General features: G+C 49.8%; 25 protein-coding genes and 1 tRNA gene. 17 read left to right on the top strand and 9 right to left on the bottom strand.

What is annotated here, in order from left to right:
- Positions 1–317 precede the first annotated feature (317 nt).
- Positions 318–668, top strand: a complete 351-nt coding sequence (gene clpS / locus ACYZZ0_RS00800; protein ID WP_461534663.1) for an ATP-dependent Clp protease adapter ClpS — start codon at positions 318–320, stop codon at positions 666–668.
- A 20-nt stretch (positions 669–688) separates the two neighbouring features.
- Complete coding sequence (clpA, locus tag ACYZZ0_RS00805) at positions 689–2,950, top strand: ATP-dependent Clp protease ATP-binding subunit ClpA (protein ID WP_461534664.1); 2,262 nt, start codon at positions 689–691, stop codon at positions 2,948–2,950.
- Positions 2,951–3,011: 61 nt separating this feature from the next.
- On the opposite strand, the gene infA is transcribed toward clpA, so the two are convergent.
- The 3 genes from infA to aat form a co-directional block, all read right to left on the bottom strand.
- Positions 3,012–3,230, bottom strand: a complete 219-nt coding sequence (gene infA / locus ACYZZ0_RS00810) for a translation initiation factor IF-1 (RefSeq protein WP_461534665.1) — start codon at positions 3,228–3,230, stop codon at positions 3,012–3,014.
- 252 nt (positions 3,231–3,482) lie between these two features.
- Positions 3,483–4,247: an arginyltransferase gene (locus ACYZZ0_RS00815; protein WP_461534666.1), complete on the bottom strand. Its 765-nt coding sequence runs from the start codon at positions 4,245–4,247 to the stop codon at positions 3,483–3,485.
- A 10-nt stretch (positions 4,248–4,257) separates the two neighbouring features.
- A complete protein-coding gene (aat, locus tag ACYZZ0_RS00820; RefSeq protein ID WP_461534667.1) occupies positions 4,258–4,962 on the bottom strand; it encodes a leucyl/phenylalanyl-tRNA--protein transferase in 705 nt (234 codons plus the stop codon).
- 158 nt (positions 4,963–5,120) lie between these two features.
- On the opposite strand from aat, the gene ACYZZ0_RS00825 reads away from it, so the two are divergent.
- Together ACYZZ0_RS00825 and ACYZZ0_RS00830 are read left to right on the top strand one after the other, a co-directional pair.
- Positions 5,121–5,579: a DnaJ domain-containing protein gene (locus tag ACYZZ0_RS00825; protein WP_461534668.1), complete on the top strand. Its 459-nt coding sequence runs from the start codon at positions 5,121–5,123 to the stop codon at positions 5,577–5,579.
- A gap of 98 nt (positions 5,580–5,677) precedes the next feature.
- On the top strand, positions 5,678–6,343 hold the full coding sequence (locus tag ACYZZ0_RS00830; protein ID WP_461534669.1) for a 7-cyano-7-deazaguanine/7-aminomethyl-7-deazaguanine transporter: 666 nt from the start codon (positions 5,678–5,680) through the stop codon (positions 6,341–6,343).
- Positions 6,344–6,370: 27 nt separating this feature from the next.
- Here ACYZZ0_RS00830 and ACYZZ0_RS00835 read toward each other — a convergent pair whose 3' ends face one another.
- A complete protein-coding gene (locus ACYZZ0_RS00835) occupies positions 6,371–7,207 on the bottom strand; it encodes a putative RNA methyltransferase (protein ID WP_461534670.1) in 837 nt (278 codons plus the stop codon).
- 225 nt (positions 7,208–7,432) lie between these two features.
- Here ACYZZ0_RS00835 and aptA point away from each other — a divergent pair, with 225 nt between their 5' ends.
- Entirely contained in the window at positions 7,433–8,749 is a 1,317-nt protein-coding gene (gene aptA, locus ACYZZ0_RS00840; RefSeq protein WP_461534671.1) for an omega-aminotransferase AptA, read from the top strand.
- Between the two features lie 53 nt (positions 8,750–8,802).
- A complete protein-coding gene (locus tag ACYZZ0_RS00845) occupies positions 8,803–10,353 on the top strand; it encodes a sodium/proline symporter (RefSeq protein ID WP_461534672.1) in 1,551 nt (516 codons plus the stop codon).
- A gap of 36 nt (positions 10,354–10,389) precedes the next feature.
- Here the strand turns inward: ACYZZ0_RS00845 and narL are convergent, their stop codons facing one another.
- A complete protein-coding gene (gene narL, locus ACYZZ0_RS00850; RefSeq protein WP_461534673.1) occupies positions 10,390–11,031 on the bottom strand; it encodes a two-component system response regulator NarL in 642 nt (213 codons plus the stop codon).
- A gap of 44 nt (positions 11,032–11,075) precedes the next feature.
- Complete coding sequence (locus ACYZZ0_RS00855; protein WP_461534674.1) at positions 11,076–12,944, bottom strand: histidine kinase; 1,869 nt, start codon at positions 12,942–12,944, stop codon at positions 11,076–11,078.
- Positions 12,945–13,251: 307 nt separating this feature from the next.
- Between ACYZZ0_RS00855 and napF the strand changes: the two genes are divergently transcribed.
- From napF to ACYZZ0_RS00905, 10 genes are all read left to right on the top strand, one after another.
- A complete protein-coding gene (gene napF / locus ACYZZ0_RS00860) occupies positions 13,252–13,800 on the top strand; it encodes a ferredoxin-type protein NapF (RefSeq protein WP_461534675.1) in 549 nt (182 codons plus the stop codon).
- Positions 13,797–14,069 carry a chaperone NapD gene (locus ACYZZ0_RS00865; protein WP_461534676.1) on the top strand — a complete coding sequence of 91 codons (273 nt, stop codon included), beginning with the start codon at positions 13,797–13,799 and terminating at the stop codon, positions 14,067–14,069. Before napF ends, ACYZZ0_RS00865 begins: the two co-directional genes overlap by 4 nt.
- A gap of 6 nt (positions 14,070–14,075) precedes the next feature.
- A complete protein-coding gene (gene napA / locus ACYZZ0_RS00870; RefSeq protein ID WP_461534677.1) occupies positions 14,076–16,583 on the top strand; it encodes a nitrate reductase catalytic subunit NapA in 2,508 nt (835 codons plus the stop codon).
- A gap of 119 nt (positions 16,584–16,702) precedes the next feature.
- Positions 16,703–17,503 carry a ferredoxin-type protein NapG gene (napG, locus tag ACYZZ0_RS00875; RefSeq protein ID WP_461534678.1) on the top strand — a complete coding sequence of 267 codons (801 nt, stop codon included), beginning with the start codon at positions 16,703–16,705 and terminating at the stop codon, positions 17,501–17,503.
- Entirely contained in the window at positions 17,500–18,381 is an 882-nt protein-coding gene (gene napH, locus ACYZZ0_RS00880) for a quinol dehydrogenase ferredoxin subunit NapH (RefSeq protein ID WP_461534679.1), read from the top strand. Before napG ends, napH begins: the two co-directional genes overlap by 4 nt.
- Before the next feature lie 40 nt (positions 18,382–18,421).
- Positions 18,422–18,874, top strand: coding sequence for a nitrate reductase cytochrome c-type subunit (locus tag ACYZZ0_RS00885; protein WP_461534680.1), 453 nt, complete (start codon positions 18,422–18,424; stop codon positions 18,872–18,874).
- An 18-nt stretch (positions 18,875–18,892) separates the two neighbouring features.
- Positions 18,893–19,501 (top strand): cytochrome c3 family protein, encoded by a 609-nt coding sequence (locus ACYZZ0_RS00890; protein WP_461534681.1) that lies wholly within the window; start codon positions 18,893–18,895, stop codon positions 19,499–19,501.
- A gap of 21 nt (positions 19,502–19,522) precedes the next feature.
- Positions 19,523–19,651, top strand: a complete 129-nt coding sequence (locus ACYZZ0_RS00895; protein WP_461534682.1) for a TIGR02808 family protein — start codon at positions 19,523–19,525, stop codon at positions 19,649–19,651.
- A gap of 195 nt (positions 19,652–19,846) precedes the next feature.
- Positions 19,847–21,799, top strand: a complete 1,953-nt coding sequence (locus tag ACYZZ0_RS00900; RefSeq protein WP_461534683.1) for a hypothetical protein — start codon at positions 19,847–19,849, stop codon at positions 21,797–21,799.
- A 35-nt stretch (positions 21,800–21,834) separates the two neighbouring features.
- Positions 21,835–22,437 carry a hypothetical protein gene (locus ACYZZ0_RS00905; protein WP_461534684.1) on the top strand — a complete coding sequence of 201 codons (603 nt, stop codon included), beginning with the start codon at positions 21,835–21,837 and terminating at the stop codon, positions 22,435–22,437.
- 13 nt (positions 22,438–22,450) lie between these two features.
- Here the strand turns inward: ACYZZ0_RS00905 and ACYZZ0_RS00910 are convergent, their stop codons facing one another.
- Complete coding sequence (locus ACYZZ0_RS00910; protein ID WP_461534685.1) at positions 22,451–23,350, bottom strand: MBL fold metallo-hydrolase; 900 nt, start codon at positions 23,348–23,350, stop codon at positions 22,451–22,453.
- Between the two features lie 168 nt (positions 23,351–23,518).
- Here ACYZZ0_RS00910 and ACYZZ0_RS00915 point away from each other — a divergent pair, with 168 nt between their 5' ends.
- Positions 23,519–24,841 carry a hypothetical protein gene (locus ACYZZ0_RS00915; protein WP_461534686.1) on the top strand — a complete coding sequence of 441 codons (1,323 nt, stop codon included), beginning with the start codon at positions 23,519–23,521 and terminating at the stop codon, positions 24,839–24,841.
- A 295-nt stretch (positions 24,842–25,136) separates the two neighbouring features.
- On the opposite strand, the gene ACYZZ0_RS00920 is transcribed toward ACYZZ0_RS00915, so the two are convergent.
- Together ACYZZ0_RS00920 and ACYZZ0_RS00925 are read right to left on the bottom strand one after the other, a co-directional pair.
- Positions 25,137–25,212 (bottom strand) — tRNA-Arg (locus tag ACYZZ0_RS00920).
- 149 nt (positions 25,213–25,361) lie between these two features.
- The gene (locus ACYZZ0_RS00925; protein WP_461534687.1) at positions 25,362–26,333 is read right to left on the bottom strand and encodes an aldo/keto reductase; all 972 of its coding nucleotides are present in this window, start codon (positions 26,331–26,333) and stop codon (positions 25,362–25,364) included.
- Positions 26,334–26,363 lie beyond the last annotated feature (30 nt).

Genomic DNA, 26,363 nt, shown 5'->3' on the forward strand with positions numbered 1-26,363 from the left:
ATCCCTCTACGTCTACTCCCGATGGGGTTTTTCTTATTATGCAAGTCTGAAGTCGGGTTATTGTTTTTGCATTCAGACTCGTACCCATGTCCTATGGGTTAAATCAAGTGTCAGGGAACCAAAATTGTCTGTCAAGAGTTGATAGCCCTGTGTAACATAAGAATCTGGTAGAGGATAAAAGATGTGACCTTTGGAAGAGTCAGGATGACTTGGAAAAGCTCCCGTAACTGGAGGTTTTCGGCAGGGTCTCATTAAAACTTAAGGGTTTCCTAGAAACCTGTATTTTTGTGATGAAGTTTTTTGTGACAATGAGTGGCATGAGTGAGATTCGTCTAAATTTAGGTAATAAGGGTCATCAAAAACCTGAGATGGATGGCGATGTGGCTCTGGCACCGGAAAAGGTGCGCATCAAGCCGCCACCGATGTACAAGGTTATACTTCTTAATGATGACTACACTCCCATGGATTTTGTAGTTGACGTTCTGGAGCAGTTCTTCGGTATGGCGGAGGAGAAGGCCACCCAAACCATGCTGATGATCCACACCCAGGGCAAAGCCGTGTGTGGCGTTTATACCAGGGATATCGCAGAGACCAAGGCGGAGATGGTGAACGGGTTCTCAAGGGAACATAACCACCCGCTGTTGTGCAAAACGGAACAGGCAGACTAACGCTTAGCCAGGGTATTGCCATGCTCAATAAAGAACTTGAAATTACGTTGAATCTGGCTTTCAAGGAAGCCAAAAGCAAGCGGCATGAATTCATGACCGTAGAGCACTTGTTGCTTGCGTTGCTGGATAATGAAACGGCAACCCTGGTGCTCGAGTCATGTGGTGCTAATCTCTCCAAGCTGCGGCAGGATCTGGTTGATTTTGTTGATGCAACCACGCCGTTGATTCCTGCTCATGATGAAGAACGTGAAACCCAGCCCACACTGGGATTCCAGCGTGTACTGCAACGAGCCGTGTTCCATGTGCAGAGCTCGGGCAAGAAGGAAGTCACTGGTGCCAATGTGCTGGTCGCTATCTTCAGTGAACAGGAAAGTCAGGCGGTTTACTTCCTCAAGCAGCAGGATGTGGCCCGGATTGATGTGGTGAATTACATCGCCCATGGCATTTCCAAGGTGGCTGACAGTGAAGGTGATGAACCGCTGGGTCTGACCAGCAGTGAAGACGAGCCCAGCGAAGCTGAGGGTACCAGTACCAAGCCGTTGGAAAGCTATGCAACCAACCTGAATGAACAGGCCAAGAAAGGCCGTATTGACCCGCTGATTGGCCGTGACAAGGAAATCGAACGGGTTGCCCAGATTCTGGTGCGTCGCCGCAAGAACAACCCTCTGCTGGTGGGTGAAGCCGGTGTTGGTAAAACCGCCATCGCTGAAGGTCTGGCGCGCAAGATCGTTGATGGCGAAGTACCAGAGGTTCTGGCTAACAGCGTTGTCTACTCGCTGGATCTTGGCGCACTGTTGGCAGGCACTAAATATCGCGGTGATTTTGAAAAGCGCTTCAAGAAGTTACTGGCAGAACTTCAGAAAAAGGATGATGCCATCCTTTTCATTGATGAGATTCATACCATTATTGGTGCCGGTGCAGCCTCCGGTGGCGTGATGGATGCTTCCAACCTGCTGAAACCATTGCTGACCAACGGTGAACTGCGTTGTGTGGGTTCTACTACCTTCCAGGAATTCCGGGGTATTTTTGAGAAGGACCGGGCGCTGGCGCGCAGATTCCAGAAGGTTGATGTGGTTGAGCCTTCCGTTGAAGACACCATCAAGATTCTGAAGGGGCTGAAGCCGAAGTTTGAGTCCCACCATGAGATCAAATACAAGGACAATGCCCTTCGTGCCGCTTCTGAGCTGGCTGACCGTTATATCAACGATCGCCATATGCCGGACAAGGCGATTGATGTCATCGACGAAGCAGGAGCCTATCAGCGCCTGCTGAAGGAAAGTGATCGCAAGAAGACCATTGATGTGGGGGATATCGAAGCCATCGTGGCCAAGATCGCCCGGATTCCACCGAAGTCTGTCTCTGCTTCTGACAAGGAGATGATGGCCAAGCTGGATCGCAACCTGAAAATGGTGGTGTTCGGTCAGGATGATGCCATTGAAGGTCTGACCAATGCGATCAAGCTGTCCCGTGCCGGTCTGAAAGAGCCTGAGAAGCCAGTTGGTTCATTCCTGTTCGCCGGTCCTACCGGTGTCGGCAAGACAGAGGTTTGCCGTCAGCTGGCACGTCAGCTGGGTATCGAACTGGTACGGTTCGATATGTCGGAATATATGGAAAGCCACACGGTATCCCGTCTGATCGGTGCGCCTCCGGGTTATGTCGGTTATGACCAGGGTGGTTTGCTGACCGAAGCGATTAACAAGACACCGCACTGTGTGTTGTTGCTTGATGAAATCGAGAAGGGCCACCCGGATGTGTTTAACCTGCTGCTGCAGGTGATGGATCACGGCACCCTGACCGATAACAACGGCCGTAAGGCGGACTTCAGAAATGTGATTCTGATCATGACCACCAATGCGGGGGCAGAAACGATGACCCGTAGCTCCATCGGTTTCACCGAGCAGGATCACACTACCGATGGTTCTGAAGCGATCAAGAAAACCTTTACGCCGGAGTTCCGCAACCGTCTGGATTCCATTATCCAGTTCAGCTCACTCAGTCAGGATCATATCAAGCATGTCGTCGACAAGTTCCTGACTGAACTACAGGTTCAGTTGGATGACAAAAAGGTTGTGCTGGATATCGATGATACGGCGCGAGACTGGTTGGCAATCGCCGGTTATGACAAGCAGATGGGCGCCCGCCCCATGGCCCGGGTGATTCAGGATGTCCTGAAAAAGCCACTGGCCGAGCAAATCCTGTTTGGAAAACTGGCCAAGAAGGGCGGTACCGTCAAAGTCAGTGTCAGCAAGGATGAGCTGGCACTGGATATCGAAGCGGACTGAGTAATCCAGAAGAGTCTGGCTCCGAAGCCCGGCTTCGGGGCTGGCTCAACGCCAGCAGAGCTTAGCGGGCGCGGTAAGTAATGCGGCCTTTGCTCAGGTCGTAAGGTGTCAGTTCAACCTTAACCTTGTCACCGGTCAGAATGCGGATGTAGTTCTTGCGCATTTTACCGGAGATGTGTGCAGTCACGATGTGACCGTTTTCCAGTTCTACACGAAACATAGTGTTAGGCAGGGTGTCTACAACCGTGCCTTCCATTTCCAGACTGTCTTCTTTCGCCATGGGCGCTCACCTTGCAAATGTATTGTTAACCTGGCCGGAGGATTTCGGCAAACCCTTGCCGAAACTGAATAACTCGTCCGGACAAGCCAGCATACGGATTAATTTTATATGGTATTAAGCCGGCCAGCATTCTGCCTTCAACCAGTGCGGAAGTAAAGTCGTGCTCGGCTGGCTATTTGATACCGGATATCACGGTTTTCACTGTCTTGCGTGTTGTATACCGGCTTCAGCGGTTAACGGGTGTGCCGGTATCTACGTCTTTTCTGATTGTGATAACGGAATTTCAACCCGTTGCCAGAGATTATCGGTCAATCGTTCCTGTGGCATAAAGCGCTGCTTGTATACCATCTTGCGACAACCATCAATCCAGTACCCAAGATAGAGATACTGCAGATTCAGAGCTTTTACCAGCCTGATCTGTAATAAAATACTATACGTGCCCAGGCTGCGGTGTGATAACTCCGGATCATAGAAGGTGTAGACGGCTGTCAGACCGTTAGTTAACTGATCCATTACGGCAACGGCAACCAGTTTGTTTTTTTTCCGCAGGCACAGGAAATAACTGGCATGCTGCCGGTTATCTTCTTTCGGATCGCTGGGCCGACAAAGAAAATCCCTGAACTGTTGTGCCGATGGCGGATACATATCGCTGTCCCGGTGCTGACACTCAATATATTTTTTATAGAGGGTATAGACTTCATCATTGAAGTTGCAGGGCATCATGCTCGCTGTCAGGTCGTGATTCTTTTTTAAAAGACGACGCTGGTTTCGACTCGATACAAACTCTGCCACAGGTAATCGCACCGATATACAGCGCTGGCAGGATTCACACTGTGGCTTGTAGTAATGGGAGCCACTGCGACGAAAACCGATTTCATTCAGCCGGGTAAACAGCTCGGTATCAACCGCGGCGGCCGGATCAAGAAACAAGGTTTGTGCCATCTCATCCGGCAGATAGCTGCAGGGATGCGGCGGGGTGAGATACAGTGCTGTTTCCGTCTGCTTGTCTGAAGCCATTGGCATCCTTTCAATTTGATCCGGCGGGGGAGTGATCACACCATTTCCCGGACAGGAAAGGCGGTTTGCAGTATTGATCAAGCTGGTGCAGGAATTCAGTGCGATCCATATTATCGGCGCCGAGACTGCGCAAATGGTCTGTTTCCATCTGGCAATCGACCAGTTCAATATCGAGTGTCTGGAGCAGTGAGGTCAGATGATAAAAAGCCAGTTTGGAACTATTTGGTGCCAGACTGAACATGGACTCACCAAAAAACATTCGACCCAGAGCGATACCGTATAGCCCGCCAACCAGCTCGTCATCCTGCCAGATCTCGACGGAGTGGGCATAACCGGCCTGATGCAGGTTGATATAGGCCTGCTGCATTTCTTCGGTAATCCAGGTGCCTTCCGGTCGGCAGGTCGCACAGTGATAAATAACATCAGCAAAGGCACGATCAAAGCTGACCTTGTAACGGCCTTGCCGGATCAGTTTGCGTAATGATCGGGAAACATGCATATCGGCAGGTCTGATCACCATTCTGGGGGCAGGTGACCACCATAGAATCGGATCATCTTCGCTGAACCAGGGAAAAATACCCTGTTGATAAGCCTGAAGCAGGGTGGGGACTTCAAGATTACCGCCGATAGCCAGCAGTCCGTTAGGATCATCGAGAGCCTCGGTGGGATGAGGAAAAATAATCTGGTGTGGATCCAGTTGCGTAATGAAAGTCATACCATCCTGTGTGATAGGCTATTTATTTAATAAACAATGGCCGTGTAAATTAGAGGCTATTAGCTCATTCTGGTTTTATCATAAACTCATGGCTGATATTTTCTGAAAACAATAACGGTGCTGCAAACACGGCGCTACAAAGCAAGAGGGGCAATGAGTTGATTATTATACTGTTACTGGGACTCATCATTGCCTGGTGGTTATATGGGCTATACAGGGAAGGGAAGCTCAGCCGCTTGCAACTGCTGCTGATTATTGCCTTTGTGGTTGGTGTATCGTTACTGGTAGCAGGCCCGCGAGGCGCTCTAACCGGGCTGCTGTTTGGTATTGTGCCGCTGTTGCGCCGGGGGCTGAGTCTCGCGATGTGGGCTTCAACTTTGAAGTCTCTGTTTGGAAGGCGGGCAGCGTCATCGGCCGCTGTTAATCCTGGGCAGGTAATGACAGTTGAAGAAGCCCGTGAGCTACTGGGAGTGGACGAACAGGCATCACGACAGGATATTATTGATGCCCATCGCAAGCTTATAAGCAAAGTTCACCCGGATAAGGGAGGAACATCCGGGCTGGCTGCTCGACTTAATCAGGCTCGGGACTGTTTGCTAAATAATATGCCCGAATAAGCTATAGGTGTTATTTATTATTCGATATTGAAATAAGCCAGGTGCATCGCTAGAATCCGCCGCTCTGAGTTCCCTTACCTCTATGCTAAAAAGGATTCTTGATGAACCTGAGTGCTCTGCAACTCAAGCGCCTTGTGCTTGTCCTTTCCCTTTTTCACATTGCCATAATTACCGCCAGTAATTATCTGGTGCAGATTCCATTTGAAATCTTTGGCCTGAAAACAACCTGGGGTGCTTTCACCTTTCCGTTTGTATTTCTGGCGACTGATTTGACGGTGCGTATTTTCGGTGCTGATTCAGCGCGTAAAATTATTTTTTACGCCATGTTCCCGGCACTGCTGGTGTCCTATCTGGTTTCCGTGTTGTTTCACAATACGGTGTTTCAGGGGATGGCGGCGATTGAGACTTTCAATGTGGTTGTTGCCCGGATTGCCTTTGCCAGCTTTGCGTCCTATCTGATCGGCCAGTTTATGGATATCACTGTCTTTAACCGTCTGCGTCAGATGAAGGCCTGGTGGGTGGCGCCAGCCTGTTCGACGGTTTTTGGTAACCTGATTGATACCTTCAGCTTCTTCAGTCTGGCCTTCCATGGCTCCAGTGATGCCTTTATGGCAACCCACTGGGTAGAAATTGCGGCGTTTGATGCCGGCGTGAAGATGGGTGTCAGCCTGCTGTTCTTCCTGCCGCTGTATGGCATTCTGCTCAGCCGTGTTCAGGGTTTTATGACAAGTGATGCCGGAAAACTCCAGCATCAACCTGCCTGAAAACTTTGATAATAAGCCGTTATCAGCTCAGGGCTGATAACGGAAATGGAACAGCTGCATATCCAGAGTACATTCAAGGATATTCAGCTGTTCCAGCTTCTCTCGCTGCTCGGGCTTGATATGCCAGTAATGAGGCGTCATAGCCAGCAGATCCTGAATCGCCTGCGATGATTCCAGTGTGAATCTATCTTGTACCGGTGTCACTGACTCGGCGACAATTGATTCAGGAAGTTCTTTCAACAGTTTGTCGGTTTTATAAGACCGAACCTCGCCATAAATAGCTTGTCTTAATTCCAGCAGATGATTTGATCCCGGGCCCAGAGCGAGAACATGGCCGCCAGGTTTCAAAACTCTGGAAAATTCAGCCCAGTCAATTCTTGAAAAAATACTGAAGATTACATCCATGCTGTGATCAGCCACAGGCATATTGCTGACGCTGGCGACTAGCCAGTTAATGCTTTTACTGCGCCGACAGCAGGCCTGAATGGCATTTTTGGAGATATCCAGTCCATAGAGTGCTGTGGGCTGGCATATCTTTTCAACCGACGCAGTGTAGTACCCCTCGCCACAACCGGCATCCAACACGCAGAATGAGGGATCATTGCTATCACTCTGCAGTTTGCTGATTTGTTCCGTAAGCATACGAGCCGGCTTTTGATAACAACCAAGATCAAGAAACCGGTTACGGGCTGTCACCATCAGTTTGTTATCGCCGGGGTCAACAGTACGCTTGTGATGGCTGGGAAGCAGGTTGAGGTAACCCTGCCGGGCTCGGTCAAAACTATGGTTATTGCTACAGCGTATGCTGTTATCAGTGGCTACTAGCGGATCTTTACAGATCGGGCAGGTAAGGTGTTGAGGCATGGTCAGATTGCTTGAAACTTAATGGCGGCAAGTTTACGGCTAAATTGCTTCAAGCAGAAGGAACTTCGTGGGTGGATTTTAAAATTCGGAAGTTCGCCGGTTTTTAGCCAGTCCGGGCTATCAGTGTTTTTTAAGGTGTCATATTCCTGTCTACACTTAGAATCTCCTTTCTTGTGAGCAAAGAAAGGGTTTTGACTTGTTGTTGTGCCATCGACAGGTATTGATATGACACTGACAGCTGCTGAACTGAACGCCTGGTGGATGCCTTTCTCTGCAAACAGGCTCTTCAAGGATTCGCCCAGATTGATAACGGCAGCAGAAGGCGCATATTATATTACTGACGACGGGAACAGGGTACTGGATGGTATTTGCGGACTATGGTGTACCAATCTCGGGCATAGTCGAAGCGAAATAACCGCCGCTATTCAGCAATCCCTGTCCCAGCTGGATTATGCGCCAAGTTTTCAACTTGGGCACCCCGCCGCATTTACCCTGGCTGATAAGTTGCTAAAGCTGGCGCCAGCGGGGTTCGGACAGGTTTTTTTTACCAACTCCGGATCTGAAGCCTGTGACACGGCGCTAAAAATAGCGCTGACTTATCATCAGTTGCAAGGGGATACGGAACGCACTCACCTGGTTGGAAGAAAGCAGGGTTATCATGGCGCCGGGTTTGGAGGCCTTTCTGTCGGCGGTATCAATAATAATGCGAGACTGATAAAAAACCGGCTTGAAGATGTTTCCCTGCTACCGCTCCCAAGATCAGAGAAATGTTTTATCAAAGGTGCACCTCCTGCGGATCCACATCAGGCAGAGGCTTTACTGGAGATCATTCAGCAGGTCGGTGGACATCGTATCGCGGCGGTTATTGTCGAGCCTGTTGCCTGTTCCGGAGGCGTACTGGTGCCTTCAGAAAATACACTGAGCGATATTCGGGAAATTTGTACCGAGAATGGCATTCTACTGATTGTTGATGAAGTGATTACCAGTATGGGCAGGCTGGGGGCAGCTTTTTCCTGCGAAGAGCGTTTCGGGGTTGTGCCGGATATTATTACCACTGCCAAGGCGCTGACCAATGGTACTATTCCTCTCGGAGCAACACTGGTTCGAGGGAACATACATCAAACATTTCTTGATAAAAGCGATACTCTGATCGATTTTTATCATGGTTATACTTTTGCCGGTAACCCCGCTGCTTGCTCTGCTGCGCTGGCCGTACTGGAAACCATGGAAAATGAAAAACTGTTTACCCGGGCACTGGATCTGAATGAACTATGGCAACAATCCATACATCAGCTTCAGGGATTACCGGGGCTTACAGATATTCGAAACTATGGCTTTCTTGCCGGATTTGAGCTGGATCCTGTCAAAAACAGCCCCGGGCTACGGGCCTGGAAGATTTTTCGCGAGTGCTTTGACCAGGGGCTGTTAGTGCGGGCCAACGGTGATGTCATTGCTCTTTGTCCCCCACTAAATGTATCTACAGAGCATATTGCTGAAATGCTGGCCATACTGTCCCGGGTTATCAAGCGTGAATTTGCCTGACTCAATAATCTGAATCTGACTTTAAACTCGAACAAGTCCAGATGAGGCCCGTGATGTCCGGAGTATATTGGAGTCTGTTGTTGTACTTTTCCGGACTCGGGTTGTTGGGCTGGTTGGCATCCCGAAAAGTACACAGTGCAGCTGACTTTTTTGTTGGCGGGAAGAAACTGCCTTCATGGATAGCTGCCCTGTCTGCACAGGCTACGGGAGAGTCGGCATGGCTTCTGCTTGGACTTACCGGTTTGGGAGCCCTGATAGGCGTCAGTGCTTATTGGGTCGCAGTCGGTGAATTTCTGGGGGTTTTTGTAGCCTGGTTTCTAATGGCTGGTCGCTTCAAAAAACAGGCTGAACAGAGTAATGCCCTGACGGTAACTGATTATCTGGCTTTTCGTTTCCGGCAGCATGGGACTTTGATAAGAGCATTATCTGCAATAGCCCTGACTGTTTTTTCGATTATCTATATCAGTGCGGAAATTGATGCAATTGGTGCCGCATTTGAGCATTTTCTTGGCTGGAACTACTACGCTGGTGCCATCTCGGGATTTCTGTTTGTTGCCTTATATTGTGTTGTCGGCGGCTTTCTGGCCGTGGCATGGACCGATACGGTGCAGGGTATCATCATGCTGGTGGGACTTGCAGGGCTACCGGTTGCAGGTTTGTTGTCTGTGGCAATGCCTGCAAATGAAATTATGGGCGTGTTGGGGGCCATTGACCCATTGTTGACCCGGTTCTGGCCGGCCACTGATAGCCATTTGATGAGTCTATGCAGTGTTCTGGGGTTAATGGCTGTGGGGCTGGGTTTTATGGGGTCCCCACAAATTTTCAGTCGGTTTATCGCAATTCGTGACCAGAATGAAATTCGTTCCGGTCGCTGGATCGCTCTTTTCTATACCCTTATTGTCGATTGTGCCGCAGTCAGTATAGGCATTTTGGGTCGTGTCCTGTTCACTTCTTCTGCTGACCCGGTGGAGGCATTGCTGGGCAACGGTGCGCAAAACATACTCCCTGTTACGGTCTCTTCACTGCTCCCTGAATATCTCTCCGGTTTCTATATCGCAGCGGTATTAGCCGCAATCATGTCAACAATTTCGTCGTTACTCCTTCTGGCTTCAAGCTCGCTAACCTGGGATTTTTATCGCCAGTTGGTTTACATAAATATGGAGGACAAGGCAGCAACACAACTGTCGCGCAGGTTGACCTGGGTTCTTGCTTTTATTGCACTTGCTCTGGCCTTATCTGTTGCAATCGTTACACCCGGCAGGACAGTTTTCTGGTTTGCACTTCTTGGCTGGTCGGGGATTGCAGCTGCGTTCTGCCCGGTTGTGATTTTATCCCTGTTCTGGAAAGACTATTCGTCGGCAGGTGCGCTGGCGTCAATGTTCAGCGGTTTTATTATGGTTCTGCTCTGTAAACTGGTCTTACAAAATCTGGACGGAATTGGCCCCTTCATGCAGGCGGTTGAAACCTTGCCTCCAGCTTTTGTTATGGCATTGCTGACGGGTTGGCTGGTGTCCCTTCTTCAGCCTGATCAGCAGGTTGTGCATATACATGAACCAAACCCGAGACAAGCAGAGGTCCAGGATGGTAATCAGACGACTGATTGATAAAGCAAACCCCGTATCCGAAAAACAATTAGAACCTCAGGTGTTTTGATTGACCATCCACACAGCGGCTTCTACCCGTGATCTGACGCCAAGCTTCTTTAATAAGCGTTTGACGTGAACTTTTACCGTACCTTCACTGATTTCCATCTGTCGGGCAATCATCTTGTTGGCCATACCTTCGGCAATCAGGTGCAGCACTTCCTTTTCTTTTGGAGTCAGATCATCCAGCTTGTTATGGCTTTTCTGTTCCGGGCGCAGGACTGAAGCCAGTACACCAGCCAGTCGGTCGTCTACTACCAGCTTGCCGGTGGCAACTTCGATGATCTTGTCCAGCAGCTCTTCCGGTTCCATATCCTTCAGCAGGTAACCATCGGCTCCGGCACGAAACATGGCAGCGACATCATCCCGGTACTCGGACACGGTCAGAGCCACCACTCTTGCATCAATGCCGTCAGCCCGCATTTGCTTCAGGGTTGCGACACCATCCATACCCTTCATATTCAGGTCGAGCAGGATCAGGTCGGGATCATGTGTCTTGGCCAGTTCAATGCCTTCAGGTCCGTTACCGGCTTCAGCGATCACATCCAGTTCGTCTTCTTCATTAATAAGCTGCGCAAGTCCCTTGCGCAGCAGCGGGTGATCATCAATCAGCAGAATGCGGGTGGTATTATCAGTCATAACGGTAAACGTTCAGTTATTGGCTTTCCAGTCTGGTTTAATGGCTATAGCTTTTCTGATTTCAGATCCGGGCTAAATGTCAGGATGACATGAACGCCACCGTCTGAGGAGGATCGCATGGCAAACTCTCCATCCATACTGGCGGCCCGTTCCCGCATAATCGTGGTTCCGTAATGACCACTTTTCTGTTGCTGCAGATCCAGACCGCGACCATTATCTTCCACGGTAATGGTTATTGCACTGTTATCTTGCTGGAGGCAGCAAACCCTGGCTTCTGTTGCTTGAGAGTGCTTGATGACATTGACCAGAGCCTCACGCACAATTTGCAGCGCGTGAATCTGCTGGTGAGCGTCAATGTTGCAATATCGGAGCTGATAATCAAGGCTGAATTCAATATCCGGTTCGCGCTGACGGTATTCATCCAGTGTCTGCTTAAGCGCGGTTTCCAGATCGCCTTCGGGCAGAGTCAGGCGGAAAGTGCGCAATAACTCGCGTAACTGGATATAGGCACTGCTGATACCATCCTGCAGTTCAGCCAGAATGGCATCGACCGGCTCCAGACTACCGTCTTTTTTCAGTCGGCGCTTCAGGCGTGAAATCTGGATTTTTTGATAGGAAAGCGCCTGAGCCAGCGAGTCATGTAACTCCCGGGCAATTACCGCCCGTTCTTCCATCAGCAGTAACTTATGTTGCTGGGTTTTACTGCTGCTCTGATACAGGGATGTAGCAACAATATCGGCAAAGGTCTGCAGCCACTGGCGGCTCTCTTCGCTGAGACCACTGGCAAGGCTGGAAGTCACTTTGAGGAAGCCAAAGCTTTGCTGTTCACTCTGGAGTTCAAAGCTGCAGGTCTGAAGGTCCTGCTGAACGAAGGGGGCACAATTGTCGCTTAAACATTTGTTGCAGTTATTGTTATTGCAGTCGTCTGCTTTGCGGTCAGTAGTTATTTTTTGCAGGCGGCTGGTGTCGGCGCTGGCGGAAAGGCAGATATAGCAGCTGTCCAGCCGCAATAATGATTTCCAACTATCCAGCATGTCTGACACTTGTTCACTGTTGTAAGGGTTGTCGGCAATATTTCTTGATGCCTTGTACAACAGTTGTAATGCACTATTGGATTGAGCCAGCGCCCGGGTTTGTTCTGCGACTTCGGATTCCAGGCTGTCATATGACTGAGCCAGATCCGCTGCCATCAGGTTAAAGGTCTGGGTAAACCAGCCCATTTCATTGTCGGCATCATAAGTCAGGGCAATGGATTGAAACTCCCCGTTGCGCACATTGGTAGCGGCATCACTCAGTTCTCTGATGGGGTGCAGGATATGGCTTCTGATAAAACGGACGGTAATCACCGCCAGACTCAGAATGCCCACCAGGGTCAGCAAGGCTATTACAAACAGCTGCTGCAGCTTCGACTCGGTATTATGCTGCAGTGCCTGTACCATCCGGTCGATCCGGTCGACAAAATCCGGCACCTGCTCGATAAACAGTGTGTACCCCTGCGGCGATCCCAGCAGCGGTTTCATTTCATTATTCCACTCATACAGCACCAAACGATAGCTGTCGCCCAGTGTGTCATAGTCTTCCGCCAGCTTTTTCAGTGGTGGACTGTTGATACTGTTGTCATAGATATCAATCAACCGCCCCAAGGCTTCCTGACTGGTCAGTTCCGGAATCAGCACTTGTTCAGTGAGACGCCAGGACTGCATGCGCAACGATCCGGCAATATTGATCGCGGCGGCATCGTTTTCTGTCACCCAGGCAAACCAGAGTGAGGAGCAGACATTAAACAGGGTCAGCAGACAGATAGTACCGATCACTGCCAGTGCCTTGCGTTGCAGGCTGCGGTTAGCGGGCTGGCGAAATAATGTCTGGCGTGGTGCCGGTCGCCGAAACAGGCGCCGCCATAATCGCTGCAAAATTAATTGATTCAGATCAGGTTTCCTTCCGAAATAGGCTTGTACCCCCAAAGAGTTCGCCCGTCACCAACTGCAGCGTCAGCAAACTGTCAGGCGTTTCAGTCCTGCCTTTACACAGCGGTAAATGCGGTGCTATCGCGGGGGCGGTGAAATCGTCTCAGAAAACCGCTTTTTACCACATACCCCCAAAGGGGTATATCGGGAGTATCCCCCCGTATATCCCGCAATTAGCGGGGGTTTTATGGTACTGACGAATCATTAATATCCCGAAATAACAGATAACTTGACCGGGATTTAAACGACAACCATGGACGCAGCCAGAACAGTTTCTCGACGAAGCCTGCTTCGAGGCCGACTGCGTAACAGTGACGCAATTCGTCCGCCATGGAGCCCCGAAGAAGATGTGTTCACCGATCTTTGCCGCCGCTGTGGTGACTGTGTCGCCGCCTGTGAAACCGGGCTGCTGATCAATGGCAGTGGTGGTTTTCCGGAAGCTGACTTCAAGCGCGCCGGATGCAGTTTCTGTGAACAGTGTGTTACCGCCTGCAGCCATAAAGTGCTGGATGCAACTACCGGTGAGCCCTGGTCAATTATCGCCCAAATAAAAGACACCTGCCTTGCTGCCAATGGTGTGCACTGCCGCACCTGTCAGGACCAGTGTGAGCCCGAGGCAATCAGCTTTCAGCTGCAGCCCGGGGGCATTGCACAACCGAGCATTGACGTATCGTCCTGTACAGGTTGCGGCGAGTGTATTTCCGGTTGTCCGGTAACGGCTATTGAAATGCAGCGGCCGTCAGTACAGCAACCTATTCAGCGCTCTCTTGAGCAACAGCTATCGGCAACAACAGTACTATGAAAAACGCCAGCAAAATCACCACAGAAGACTGTCAGACCTGTGCCGTATCCGGCCTGATTGTCTGTACCAAACCGGAAAATATCGAGCGGGTGACCGCAAGCCTGAACCTGATGGACGGGGTTGAGGTTCATCAGGCCAGTCCGGAAGGGAAGCTGGTGGTGACTGTGGAAGAGTTGCCGGGCCAGAAAATGATGGTTGACCGTATTTCAGATATCAGTGCTGCTGACGGGGTTTTATCCGCAGCGCTGGTCTATGCGCATCAGGAGTAGAAACCTATGACGTTAAAACAAAGTCGTCGAGACTTCATAAAAAATAGCGCCGTCGCCGCTACGGCTGCCGCCGCCGGTATCAGCACCCAGTCCATGGCGACCAATCTGATTACCAGCAGCAAGGAAACCGACATCCACTGGGACAAGGCACCCTGCCGCTTCTGTGGTACCGGTTGTTCTGTTCTGGTAGGCACCAAGGGTGACCGCGTTGTTGCTACCCAGGGTGACCCCGAAGCACCGGTTAACAAAGGTCTGAACTGCATCAAGGGCTACTTCCTGTCCAAGATCATGTACGGCAAGGACCGTCTGCAAACTCCGCTGCTGCGAATGAAGAACGGCAAGTTCGACAAGAACGGTGACTTCACTCCGATCACCTGGGATCAGGCGTTCGACATCATGGCCGAGAAGTGGAAGGCCGCGCTGAAGGACACCCGTAACTCGGAAGAAATGCCTCCGGTGGGCATGTTCGGTTCCGGTCAGTGGACCATTATGGAAGGCTATGCCGCTTCCAAGCTGTACAAGGCAGGTTTCCGCTCCAACCACATCGATCCTAATGCCCGTCACTGTATGGCGTCTGCAGTAGGTGGCTTCATGCGTACCTTCGGTATCGATGAGCCGATGGGTTGCTATGACGACTTTGAACACGCCGATGCGTTTGTGCTCTGGGGCTCCAACATGGCCGAGATGCACCCGATTCTGTGGTCTCGTATCACCGATCGTACCCTGTCTCACGACCATGTTCAGGTAGCTGTACTGTCTACCTTCAAGCATCGTTCTTTCGAGCTGGCGCACAACCCGATTATCTTTACTCCGCAGTCTGACCTGGCCATCGGTAACTACATCTGTAACTACCTGATCCAGAACAAGGCGGTAAACCACGAATTTATCAAGAAGCACACTCACTTCCGCATGGGTGTGACCGATATTGGTTACGGTCTGCGTCCGGAACATCCACTGGAGCAGAAAGCGAAGAACCCGGGCAAGGGTGCTTCCACTGAAATCGACTTTGACGGTTTCGCCAGGTTTGTCAGCGAATACACCGTTGAGAAGGCTTCCGAAATCTCCGGCGTTCCGGTCAAGAACCTGGAAGAACTGGCCAAGCTGTACGCTGATCCGAACCGCAAGGTCATGTCCCTGTGGACTATGGGTGTTAACCAGCACACCCGCGGTGTGTGGATGAACAACATCATTTACAACATCCACCTGCTGACCGGCAAGATCTCCGAGCCGGGTAACGGTCCATTCTCCCTGACCGGCCAACCGTCTGCCTGTGGTACTGCCCGTGAAGTCGGCACCTTTGCTCACCGTCTGCCGGCCGACATGGTCGTCAAGAAGAAAAAGCACCGTGACTACGCCGAGAAGATCTGGAAGCTGCCGGAAGGCACTATCCCGGGTCAGGTGGGTTACCACGCGGTACTGCAGAATCGGATGCTGAAAGACGGCAAGCTGAATGCTTACTGGGTGATGTGTAACAACAACATGCAGGCAGCCCCCAACATGAATGAAGAGGGCTACCCCGGCTACCGTAATCCGGACAACTTTATCGTTGTTTCCGATCCGTACCCGACTGTAAGTGCCCAGGCCGCTGACCTGGTACTGCCGACCGCTATGTGGGTCGAGAAAGAGGGTGGTTACGGTAACGCTGAACGTCGTACCCAGCTGTGGTACCAGCAAGTAACTCCGCAGGGCGAAGCCCGTTCCGATCTGTGGCAGCTGATGGAATTCTCCAAGCGCTTCAAGGTTGAAGAAGTATGGTCTGACGCACTGCTGGCCAAGGCGCCGGATCTGCGTGGCAAGACTCTGTTCGAAGTGCTGTTCAAGAACGGCCAGGTTGACCAGTACTCCATGGACGACTTCAAGGGTCGTATTAACCAGGAAAGTGAAGACTTTGGTTTTTACGTCCAGAAAGGTCTGTTCGAAGAATACGCTGCCTTCGGCCGTGGCAAGGCGCACGACCTGGCACCGTTCGATATGTACCACCAGGCGCGCGGTCTGCGCTGGCCGGTAGTGGATGGCAAGGAAACCCTGTGGCGCTTCCGTGAAGGCTACGACCCATATGTAGGCAAGGGTGACGAAGTGAAGTTCTACGGCAAGCCGGATGGCAAGGCCTGGATCTTCGCGCTGCCGTACGAGCCGCCTGCCGAATCTCCGGACGAAGAATTTGACCTGTGGCTGTCCACCGGCCGGGTACTGGAACACTGGCATACCGGCACCATGACTCGCCGGGTGCCGGAACTGTACCGTGCGTTCCCGGATGCTGTCGTATTCATGCACCCGGACGATGCCAAGGCGCGTGGTCTGCGTCGTGGTATGGAAGTCAAGATCTCTTCCCGCCGTGGTGAGGTACGTACCCGGGTAGAAACCCGTGGTCGTAACCGTCCGCCGAAAGGGCTGGTATTCATGCCGTTCTTTGACGCCAGTCAGCTGGTTAACAAGCTGACACTGGACGCCACTGATCCGCTTTCCAAGGAAACGGATTACAAAAAGTGTGCGGTCAAGGTCGTCAAGGCATAACGCACCTGAGACACAGATAGAGAACAGAGGGCTGCCCGCAAGGGCAGCCATTTCAGAACAGGGCCGGATAGCAACACTTTTAGTGTGACAGCGAATGTCGCACCCCGGGGGTAACAGCAATGAGCGCTGGTGACAAAAGTAACAGGGATAAAGGCAAGACTGCTGGCAGAAACGTCAGTCGTCGTCGCTTTTTGACTGAAACCGCACAGGCGGCATGTGCCGTCGGTTTGCTGGGTTTGGGACTGACCTTTGTTGCTGAAAAATCCCGGGTTCATGCCGCCCAGGTGCTGCGGCCGCCAGGTGCGTTGCCGGAAGATGACTTTCTGGCGTCCTGCCTGCGCTGTGGTATCTGCGTTAATGACTGCCCGTATAACACCCTGAAACTGGCCACCCCGGAAGATCCGGTGGCTACCGGTACACCCTGGTTCAATGCCCGGGAAATACCCTGCGAGATGTGTGACGACATTCCCTGTATCAGCCACTGCCCCAGCGGTGCCCTCAGCCCTGAGCTGAAGGATATCGATGATGCCCGAATGGGTCTGGCGGTACTGATCGACCGGGAAAACTGCCTCAACCTGCAGGGACTGCGTTGTGATGTCTGCTACCGGGTCTGCCCGCTGATCGATGAAGCGATCACACTGCAGCGAACCCGCAACACCCGCACTCAGGTGCATGCGGTGTTTGAACCGGTGGTTCATTCCGATGCCTGTACCGGCTGTGGCAAGTGTGAACAGGCCTGTGTGCTGGATGTGGCAGCGATCAAGGTATTTCCGCGAGAGCTGGCACAGGGTGAGCTGGGCAAGCATTACCGCTTTGGCTGGCAGGAAGAAGAAAGGACAGGTGAAAAACTGGTGCCCTGGGAAAACAAAATGCCGGCCCGGATGCCGGGTAACAGTCTGAACGACGGAGGTGACCTGTGAGCAAACGTCGTCCTGCTACTGAGGCTGTTGCTGTTAAAGGTATCTGGAAAGCATTTCGTTTCCTGTGGTTACGTCGGCTGATGCAGCTCTCAATACTGGGGTTGTTTGTCGCCGGGCCGGTGCTCGGTGTCTGGCTGATCAGCGGTAACCTGTCGTCCAGTTTGATTCTGGGCAAGGTGCCGATGAGTGATCCGCTGGCGGTGCTGCAAAGCCTGCTGGCCGGTCATCCGGTAGTAGCTGTCGGAGTGATTGGAGCAGGGCTGGTGATTGCACTGTATGCCCTGACCGGTGGCCGCAGCTTCTGCAGCTGGGTCTGCCCGGTCAATATGATCACCGATCTGGCTGCCTGGCTACGGCGTCGTCTGGGCATTCGTACCAATCACCGGTTGCCGCGCAAGGCCCGCTACTGGCTGCTGGCTCTGGTGCTGGCGCTGCCGGTGGTAACCGAGATACTGATTTGGGAGTTCATCAATCCCATCAGTCTGGTGTATCGCGGCCTGTTGTTCGGACTGGGCGCCGGATGGTATCTGCTGGCAGCCATCTTCCTGTTTGATCTGTTGGTGACATCACGCGGCTGGTGCGGCCATTTATGCCCGCTGGGTGCCTTTTACGGCCTGGCTGGCAAATACAGTCCACTCATTATGAGTGCTGCACGACGTGAGAAGTGTGATGACTGTATGGACTGCTATGCCGTCTGCCCCGAACCGCAGATTCTGCCCATGGCGCTGAAGCCGAAAAAAGGCTTCGGCCCGGTTCTGAAAACCCTCGACTGCACCCGCTGTGGTCGCTGTCTCGATGTCTGTGCCAAGGACGTTTTTGAATACCAGGTTCAGTTAAAGAACCAACACCCTTTGATCCCCGTGAAAGCGGTGGAGTGAAACAGATTATTACATTTGCCATGAAGGCGGAGAAGCAGTCATGAAACACACCACAAGCCTGAAATCCGTGATGGCCTTTATGCTGGCCATCCTGTTTACCGGTATGGTTTCTGCGGCCGATAACGGTGGCCTGGAATCCCTGCGCAGTGACAGCCTTGAGCTGGAAGCCCCTGCTCAGGCCATGAAGAAGACTTTCGAAAATGACGGCGTAATGGCCCGCGACTTTATCCAGCAGCCGCCGCTGATTCCACACGATATCCGTGGTTACGATATCGACAAGGATCACAACAGCTGCCTGCGCTGTCACAGCTGGAAGAATGCCAGCAAGTGGGGCGCTACCCGTATCAGTGTGACTCACTTCTACGATCGTGACGGCAAGCAGCTGGCCGACGTTGCCCCGGGTCGTTACTTCTGCGTCCAGTGTCACGTTGTACAGGCTGATGCCAAGCCGCTGAAGGATAACGGCTTCGAGCCGGTTGATTCCCTGAAGTAAAGGACAGGAGAGTAGATCATGAGCAGGGAATTTTTTCTTAAACGCTACTGGAAGCTGCTGACGACTCCGGCAAAGGTTTCCATGGGCGTTATTTTGGCCTTTGGCTTTATCGCCGGTATCGTGTTCTGGGGTGGTTTTAACACCGGAATGCAGGCAACCAACCAGGAAGAGTTCTGTATTGGTTGTCACGAAATGAAGGACAACGTGTACGAAGAGTACAAGTCCACCATTCACTACAGCAACCGTTCCGGTGTTCGGGCAATTTGCTCCGACTGTCACGTACCGAAGGACTGGACTCACAAGCTGATCCGCAAGATCCAGGCCAGTAAGGAAGTCTGGGGCAAGATTACCGGCAAGATCGACACCCGTGAGAAGTTCCTGGATCACCGCCGCAGCATGGCGGAACGTGAATGGGCGCGGATGAAGGCTAACGACTCTCAAGAGTGCCGTAACTGCCATAACTTCGACTACATGGATTTCTCCGAGCAGTCTTCCCGTGCGGCCCGCATCCACGGTAAGGCACTGTTTGGTGTTGATGGCAAGCCGGCGACCGGTGAAACCTGTATCGACTGTCACAAGGGCATTGCGCACCAGCTGCCCGATATGACTGGCGTAGAAGGCTGGTAATAACCGGAAGGAGATTAAGATATGAGCGCACTTGAATCGGCTATCTGGACCGCACTGGGTTATGCATCCATGCCGGCTATCTTTCTGGGTGGCTTTGCTGCAACCGCGCTGGTGGCCTGCTTTGTGTTCGACAAGTTGAACAAGAAGTAGCCTCCACCAGGTTGTAGAAAAAACCGGTGTAACATATGTTGCACCGGTTTTTTTGTGCTTTGTATTCGGATGGTGAACGCCTTGATTATTTTAAATTGTGATCTTCAATAACAGGTAGGCAAAATATCAGGGATGTTCTGGTTCATATTACTTCTGCCTGTTCTCCAATAAAGATGGTGAAGGCTTGCATCAAATATGAAAACAATATTTCTACCACTGGTAATTATATTGTTTTGCTTATCCTCAAACCTGCAGGCTCAATATTATTATCAGCGGTTGGAAAATCTGATTATCAGGATTTCCCGTGAGCTGAGACTTCCTCCTGATAAAACTGATTATCTACAGCGATTACTGCCAAAATCTTATCTTGTTGTTTATAAGGACAGTTACTGGCATCAGCCTGGCGTCTGTATGCAGTTCCGGGACAAGAAAAAGTGTTGTGCAATGGTTGCCGATCAATGCTTTGATTTTGAAGTCATAGGCAATACTGATGTGCTACCGGTTATTGTTGATGAGTACGGTCATTGTTTTAGCCTAAAAGTTGAAGATGGATTCTGGAGTGGGTGGATAAACCTTGGAGCCTACATCATGCTCCGGAATTACAATACCAAAATAATAACGCTGGTCCATGAAGATAATGTAAGTTGTTTGAGTGCACTGGAAGAGGAGGAAAAAGAAAACACCGTAGTGATTACAGCACCTTCAGAAAGCGCCGGGATTGTAGAAAGTTCTGATCAGTGCAAACCGGAGGCAGGAAGCGTCACCTGCTGTCAGAATGAACTACTGGAACAAGACGTGACTGATCTGGCTGATACAGTGTTTCCAGACATTAATACTGCTTCTGTTCCTGACCCAGTGCCAGAGCTCTTGATAGAATCTCGTATGTCGGGCTCACGCTATGGCAGAAAGGAGATCACACTGGCAGACTTTCTGGATAAGTTGCCGATAAAGAAAAAAACGGAAGCATCCTCACCAGAAGAGTTTGTTGTTCGTGATGAATTTCAGGAAGAATCTGGTGTTAGCGATGAATGTCGGGAAGAGTTTTTCTCAGAGAAATTTTCATTAGAAGGCGCAGCTATCAATAAACAGTTTAGAAGCCGTCCCAGATATTGCCCAAAAACAGTATCAAGTAAACAGGAAACAAAAACCAGGTCACCTCTATCCGTCAGCTCCGTAACAGGAGTGCATGGGGGCAATGGTGATATTTCTAAAAAAACCAGAGTCAGGAAAAGGAGACAGGTTCAAAGAAATCAATTCAGTTCTCCTTCAGGTTTTGATTTTCATGTATCACAATCAGCCTTTATTCCACAGCCTCCACCTGCTGATCCGTGGATGATACAGGGTCACTCTGCTCCGGAAGCTGCGGTTACTATTGAAATCAAAAAAGATTCAGAGTGTGATGAGCCAGTATCTTGTAAAAGCACAACTACGAGTTCAGAAAAAAGCTCAACAGCAAGCATTACAGGTGATTGTGAGCAAGTAAACAAGGGGCCTCATAGCTCTGTGGAACAGAAACTTCGCCATCGTGGAAAGCGATTGGAGCCTGATGGCATATCGGTGGGAAAAGAAACAAAAGAACCCCAGAGTACAGCTCCAGAGAGCCTTTTGTCGCCAAGAACACGTCCTCATTTGGAAATATCTGATGAAGATCATGACTGGTCTGATAACAGCTGTATGGCATGGCTGTCCTATGTTTATGACTGGTGGGGTAAACCAGTCAGACTTAAACAGTTTCTGGTCGATTTTATCCCGGCAGGGCTGAAGCGGGGTGATGTCCGCCTGTATCACCGGGAAATTACCCTGTTCAAGGCTATGATGAATATGCAGTGCCTGAGCGCTGCTTATCAGCTTGGCTTGAGTCAAGGCGCCTACGTGGATCTGGCGCGATGTATTTACGAAACAGACCGGGAGTTGATTGAATTTCTAAACGGATGGTGTGGTAGTGATGAGTTAAAAGAAGTTTGTGTACCTTTATCTGCAGCCAATATTTTTGGTTCATACCGTCAACGCTGTGCAGATTTACGCCTGTGTTTTTATAAGAAAGAACGTTTAAGCTGCTCTTTTGAAACAATGTTCTTGCGGAGGCCCTCTAAAAACAGGCTTGAAAAAAGACTAATGCAGCTTTTCCTCTCTCTCCCAAAAATATAACGAGTTCACGCCCGCTCATACAGCATATTCAGGAAATGCTGGATATTGGGGAGAGGCTCATTAGCCCGGTTGGCTACAAGGTTAATACCAGAGTCTGGGGGCGCTGGGGTGATACTCAATGGTTTATGGATTTTGAAGGGTATTATTTTTATCCGTTAGTTTATGAACTTTTGCCTCATCTGGATTATTTGAAAGTTTTAGACAAAATTGTTCATGATCACCGTCATCTCTATCATTGCATGCATAATTTTCTAAAGGTCATGTTATTACCAAGTAATAATCTGAAAAGTATGCTGGATGCCTCGGACTGCCAGTTAAAGGCATTGTACATTGCTCATGAAATTCTTGGTCAGGATATTATATTGTTATGGGGAGGCGAAGAGGTATTGGTAGTTCCGATATTGGAAAATCAGACCGTGCTTGTTCGATTTATCAAGCATAATATTTATTGCGATGAAAATGTTGAAAATTTTAGTTTTGCCGAGATGATTCCTGATGACTGTGCTCCTTCCTGGACGGGTAGTGTCGACAGGTCTGATCCTGTTATTCTTGTAACTCCTGATCTTATTCACTTTCGCAGGGTCTATTATCCGGATGCGCGAGAAAAAGCCATTAGAATGGCTAGGTATAGAAACTAAATTGATTGATTTTTTAGTAACAATCTAAATCTTCAGCCAAAACAATTCGACCTGAATAACCGGATTTGACTTCATCCAATACAGTTTTTATTGGCTCGTCATAATGCAGAATATGTGTCAGAGCAAGTAATCCAGGATTAACGGCTTTGGCCAGTTTTGCCAGCTGGCTGCTACTTGTATGTGTTTTATTAAAGTACTGCTGCCATCTTTGTGGCTGACGGTTTAAAGCGGCCTCACAGATCACTTCATGAATCAGGATGTCGGCACCTTTTGCATGCTCAGCCATACCATCGAAATATGCCGTATCACCACTGATGACAATCACCCTGTCCGGAGTTGTAATCCGGTAACCGAAAGCTGGTTCGATATCTCCATGAGCAACAAGGAAGGGCCTGATCGACACTTGGCCATGGCGAAACTCCCATTGATCATCGTCGTGCTCTTCTACTTCAAGCTGATACATGGTGGGATTACTGACAGGTTGACTGCCTTTGGTTCGAAGTGAAATATCCTGCTGAAGAAAACAGTAATATCCATTGATCATTGATTGACAGCCTGTCGGCCCATACAGTTTCAACTGTTTGCTTCTTCGCCACCAGTATGTGGCTGCAAGGGCTGGGATGCCTAGAATATGATCGCTGTGAAGGTGAGTCAGGAAGAGGTACTCAATTCGTGTAGGGTAAAGTGCTGAAATCCCTTTTTGCTGAGATGCTGTAATGGCATTGCGAACCATGCCGGGGCCAGCATCGAAAACATAGGCCTGTTGATTATAAATAACGGCAACAGATGATCCTGCTCTGGCCGGGTCAGGTACAGGGGTTCCTGTGCCTAGCATAACAACTATTGTTTCAGATAAAACATATGTTGTTTTAGTTAATAAAATAAAGAATGTTTTCAGGTAGAGTTGTTTCATTTTCTAATTTAGATTTTAAAATGGATCATTTTGATTTTCTTACGTAGTTTTTTGTTGCCTGAATGCTTGATTGTGGTCGTAAATATTACAGATAACAAAGAGTTTATATAAAATAAGGTTTTTTATTTTATCTACTGTATTAAGTAATATTTTTAAAGCCTTGCTGTCATGAAGAAAAATATTGCTGCAAGCCTGATTTTGTTTATTGTGATTTCCGGTTTTATTAAAGCCGATGAAGACGGAAATGAACAGCATGTTTTGACTGCCAGGCAAAGGTTATTTCGTCATGCATATGAATCCCTTTTAAATAAGAGAAGTCGGCTGTTTGGTGTTTTTCAGCAATGTTGTACAGGTTCGGACACCATTAGTCTTAATACAGAATTAGTGCCACTCGTTGAGAATGGCTTTGATACATCACGTCAGTCAGATAGCCCACCTGAATATCAATTTGAATCTGAGCTTACTCTGAGTCAGGTAGAGCAGTTAAATTATCTTCTGGCAGAAGAGGATTATGAAGCGGCTTTAGGGTTGGTGAGTGAGAAAGGACTAGGAGGGAGTGATCTGTTGCATCAGTTTATAGTGCAATATCCAGTGCTCACATCCAAAGTCCGTCAGCTTCTTATCAGATTGATTGGTCAATTTAAATCACAGTATCTGCAGCAGTGGCAATATTTTAATTCTGGCCGTGATGTTCATACTTTTCTAACTAGTAGAATAGCTGAAGAAAAAAACAGTTTAAATTTATTGTTTGAAGGGGAGTGCTATACACTCGCTAGCAATGGGCTGGATCAGCAACTTGCTTCGTTGCTTTTATTATGTGAACTCAGGGAGGAAGTGGTTTGTCAGGCTTTTTCTGAGCTGATTATCGACTGGATCTCCTGCGTGAAGTCTACTTGTAGTGAGTTTAGACCTGCCGCATATTTCTTGCGATGGAGCTTATATGTTCCTGTTGCAGAGTGGTTGCAATATGCTCCAGTACAACTTGTTACAGTTCTGGCTGAACTGAGTTCTCCAGTTGCAAGGAACACTGGCAGAAGAATGGCTGTGCCACCACCTGTTTATGAGTTCGGAAGAGTGGCTACTCCGCCGCCCGTATATCGTCAACAGCAAACTGAGGAAGAGTTGAAAACAGCCTATCTGGACAGCTGGCTCTCTGTGATTTGGGAGGATTTCGGAGGCTCCTCTACCGAAAATGCATTCAGGCTTTTGGTGGAAGCGAAGAACAGTGCAGACCGGGTCCCCAGAGTTAATAAATTGCTGCAGGCAACCACAACAGGGTGTGTTCATCCTTTGCCTTATCTATCCTGTATTGCATTGCTTCTGGAGTATCAGAGATATAATGAAATCAGGCATGTTTACAAGCGCTATCAAGAGAGTACCAGTATGGTTGCGCAGGACGCTCAGTGGCAGACATTAAGAGATCATCTCGAATATAAACTACTGGGTGGCAGGTGTTTGACTGAGGTGATTTTCTGTGATGCCGGGCACTAGGTTAGCCTAAAGGTATTATGGGTTATCAAGACAGAGACCGGTTTAATACAAGCCCTATAACCTTGCTTTTTCTTTTGTTGAAGGCATCAAAACCATGTTTTGAGAAAAGGTCATACTTGCCAGACAAAATGCTGATGGAATGTATGATCTACTTTCAGAGAGAAAATATACAGAATATTAATGGAGTTGGCTGGGTAGAGAGTTACAGTGATGAAATAACAGGGACTACTACCGAGACCAAAACTGAAAATCTTTAAATCTCGTACAGCGTTGTTTTGCAATTACTTGATTTTAATGGCGTCCCCACCAGGACTCGAACCTGGATCGATCGCTTAGGAGGCGACTGTTCTATCCGGTTGAACTATGGGGACGTATCGGAGTGCAAATGCAGAACTACTCTCACCGGACGGCCGCTATCATAGCGGTTACCGACACCGATTTCCATACTTTATCATGCTGAATCCGGTGCCCGTCAAGCGGCTCCGGGCACGTGCTGGTAGTCATTTTTGTGCTAACAACTTCAAGGGAGCTCTCTGCCTCTGGCGGCAGCATAAAGTTGATACCATTGCTCCCTGCTGAGTTCTATTCTGCTGGCCTCGGCACAGGCTTTGAGGCGATCCGGGTGGGTGGTGCCGATAACCGGTTGAATTCTGGCAGGGTGCCGCATCAGCCAGGACAGTACAATGGCTTCGGAACTGACTTCCATTTCGGCTGCCAGCTGTTTTGCCAGTCGTGCGGTTTGTTGTACGGCTGATGAGTAGTCCCCGGTGGGACGTCCGGAGAATATTCCCTGACTGAGGCTGCCCCATGCCTGCAGTTGAATCCGGTTCTGCTGACAATACTCCAGGGTGCCGGAGGTAAAGCTGGCGCCTGAACCTTCGGGATGATTGACCAGTACGCCTTCCTCCAGCCAGTCCAGTGCTGACAGTCCCAGATTCAGTTGATTGGTCACCAGCGGAATATCATTGGCTGACTGTAGAAACCGGATCTGCTGTGCATTCATGTTAGAAACGCCGAAGTGACGTACTTTTCCGGTTTTGCTCAGTATCGTGAAGGCTTCTGCAATTTCCTCCGGTTCCATTAACGGGTCAGGGCGATGAAGCAGTAGCAGGTCAAGGTATTCTGTTTGTAATCTGGTGAGGATATTGTCGACACTTGAGATAATCCAGTTGCGAGACAGGTCATAGCGTTTCGGACCCTGACTGTCCTCAAACCGAATACCGCATTTGCTTTGCAGCAGCATTTTTTCCCGCAGGGCAGGATGGCTTCCCAGTATCTTGCCAAAAACCTGTTCGGCCTTGCCAAAGGTATAGATATCGGCGTGATCGAACAGGTTGATGCCGGCTTCCAGCGTAATATCAATCAGACTATGGGCCTGACTGATATCAGCGGTGGTGACCGGGTCGTGATTCCAGCCCCCTCCCAGGTTCATGCATCCAAATACGAGATGGCTGGCATGAGGCAGATGATCCTGCAGCGGAATCGATTGCATAAGATGTCCGGAAAGAAATTAAGGAGAGAT

The organism is Spongorhabdus nitratireducens, from assembly GCA_947387575.1.
Classification (GTDB): Bacteria; Pseudomonadota; Gammaproteobacteria; order Pseudomonadales; family Endozoicomonadaceae; genus CANDOC01.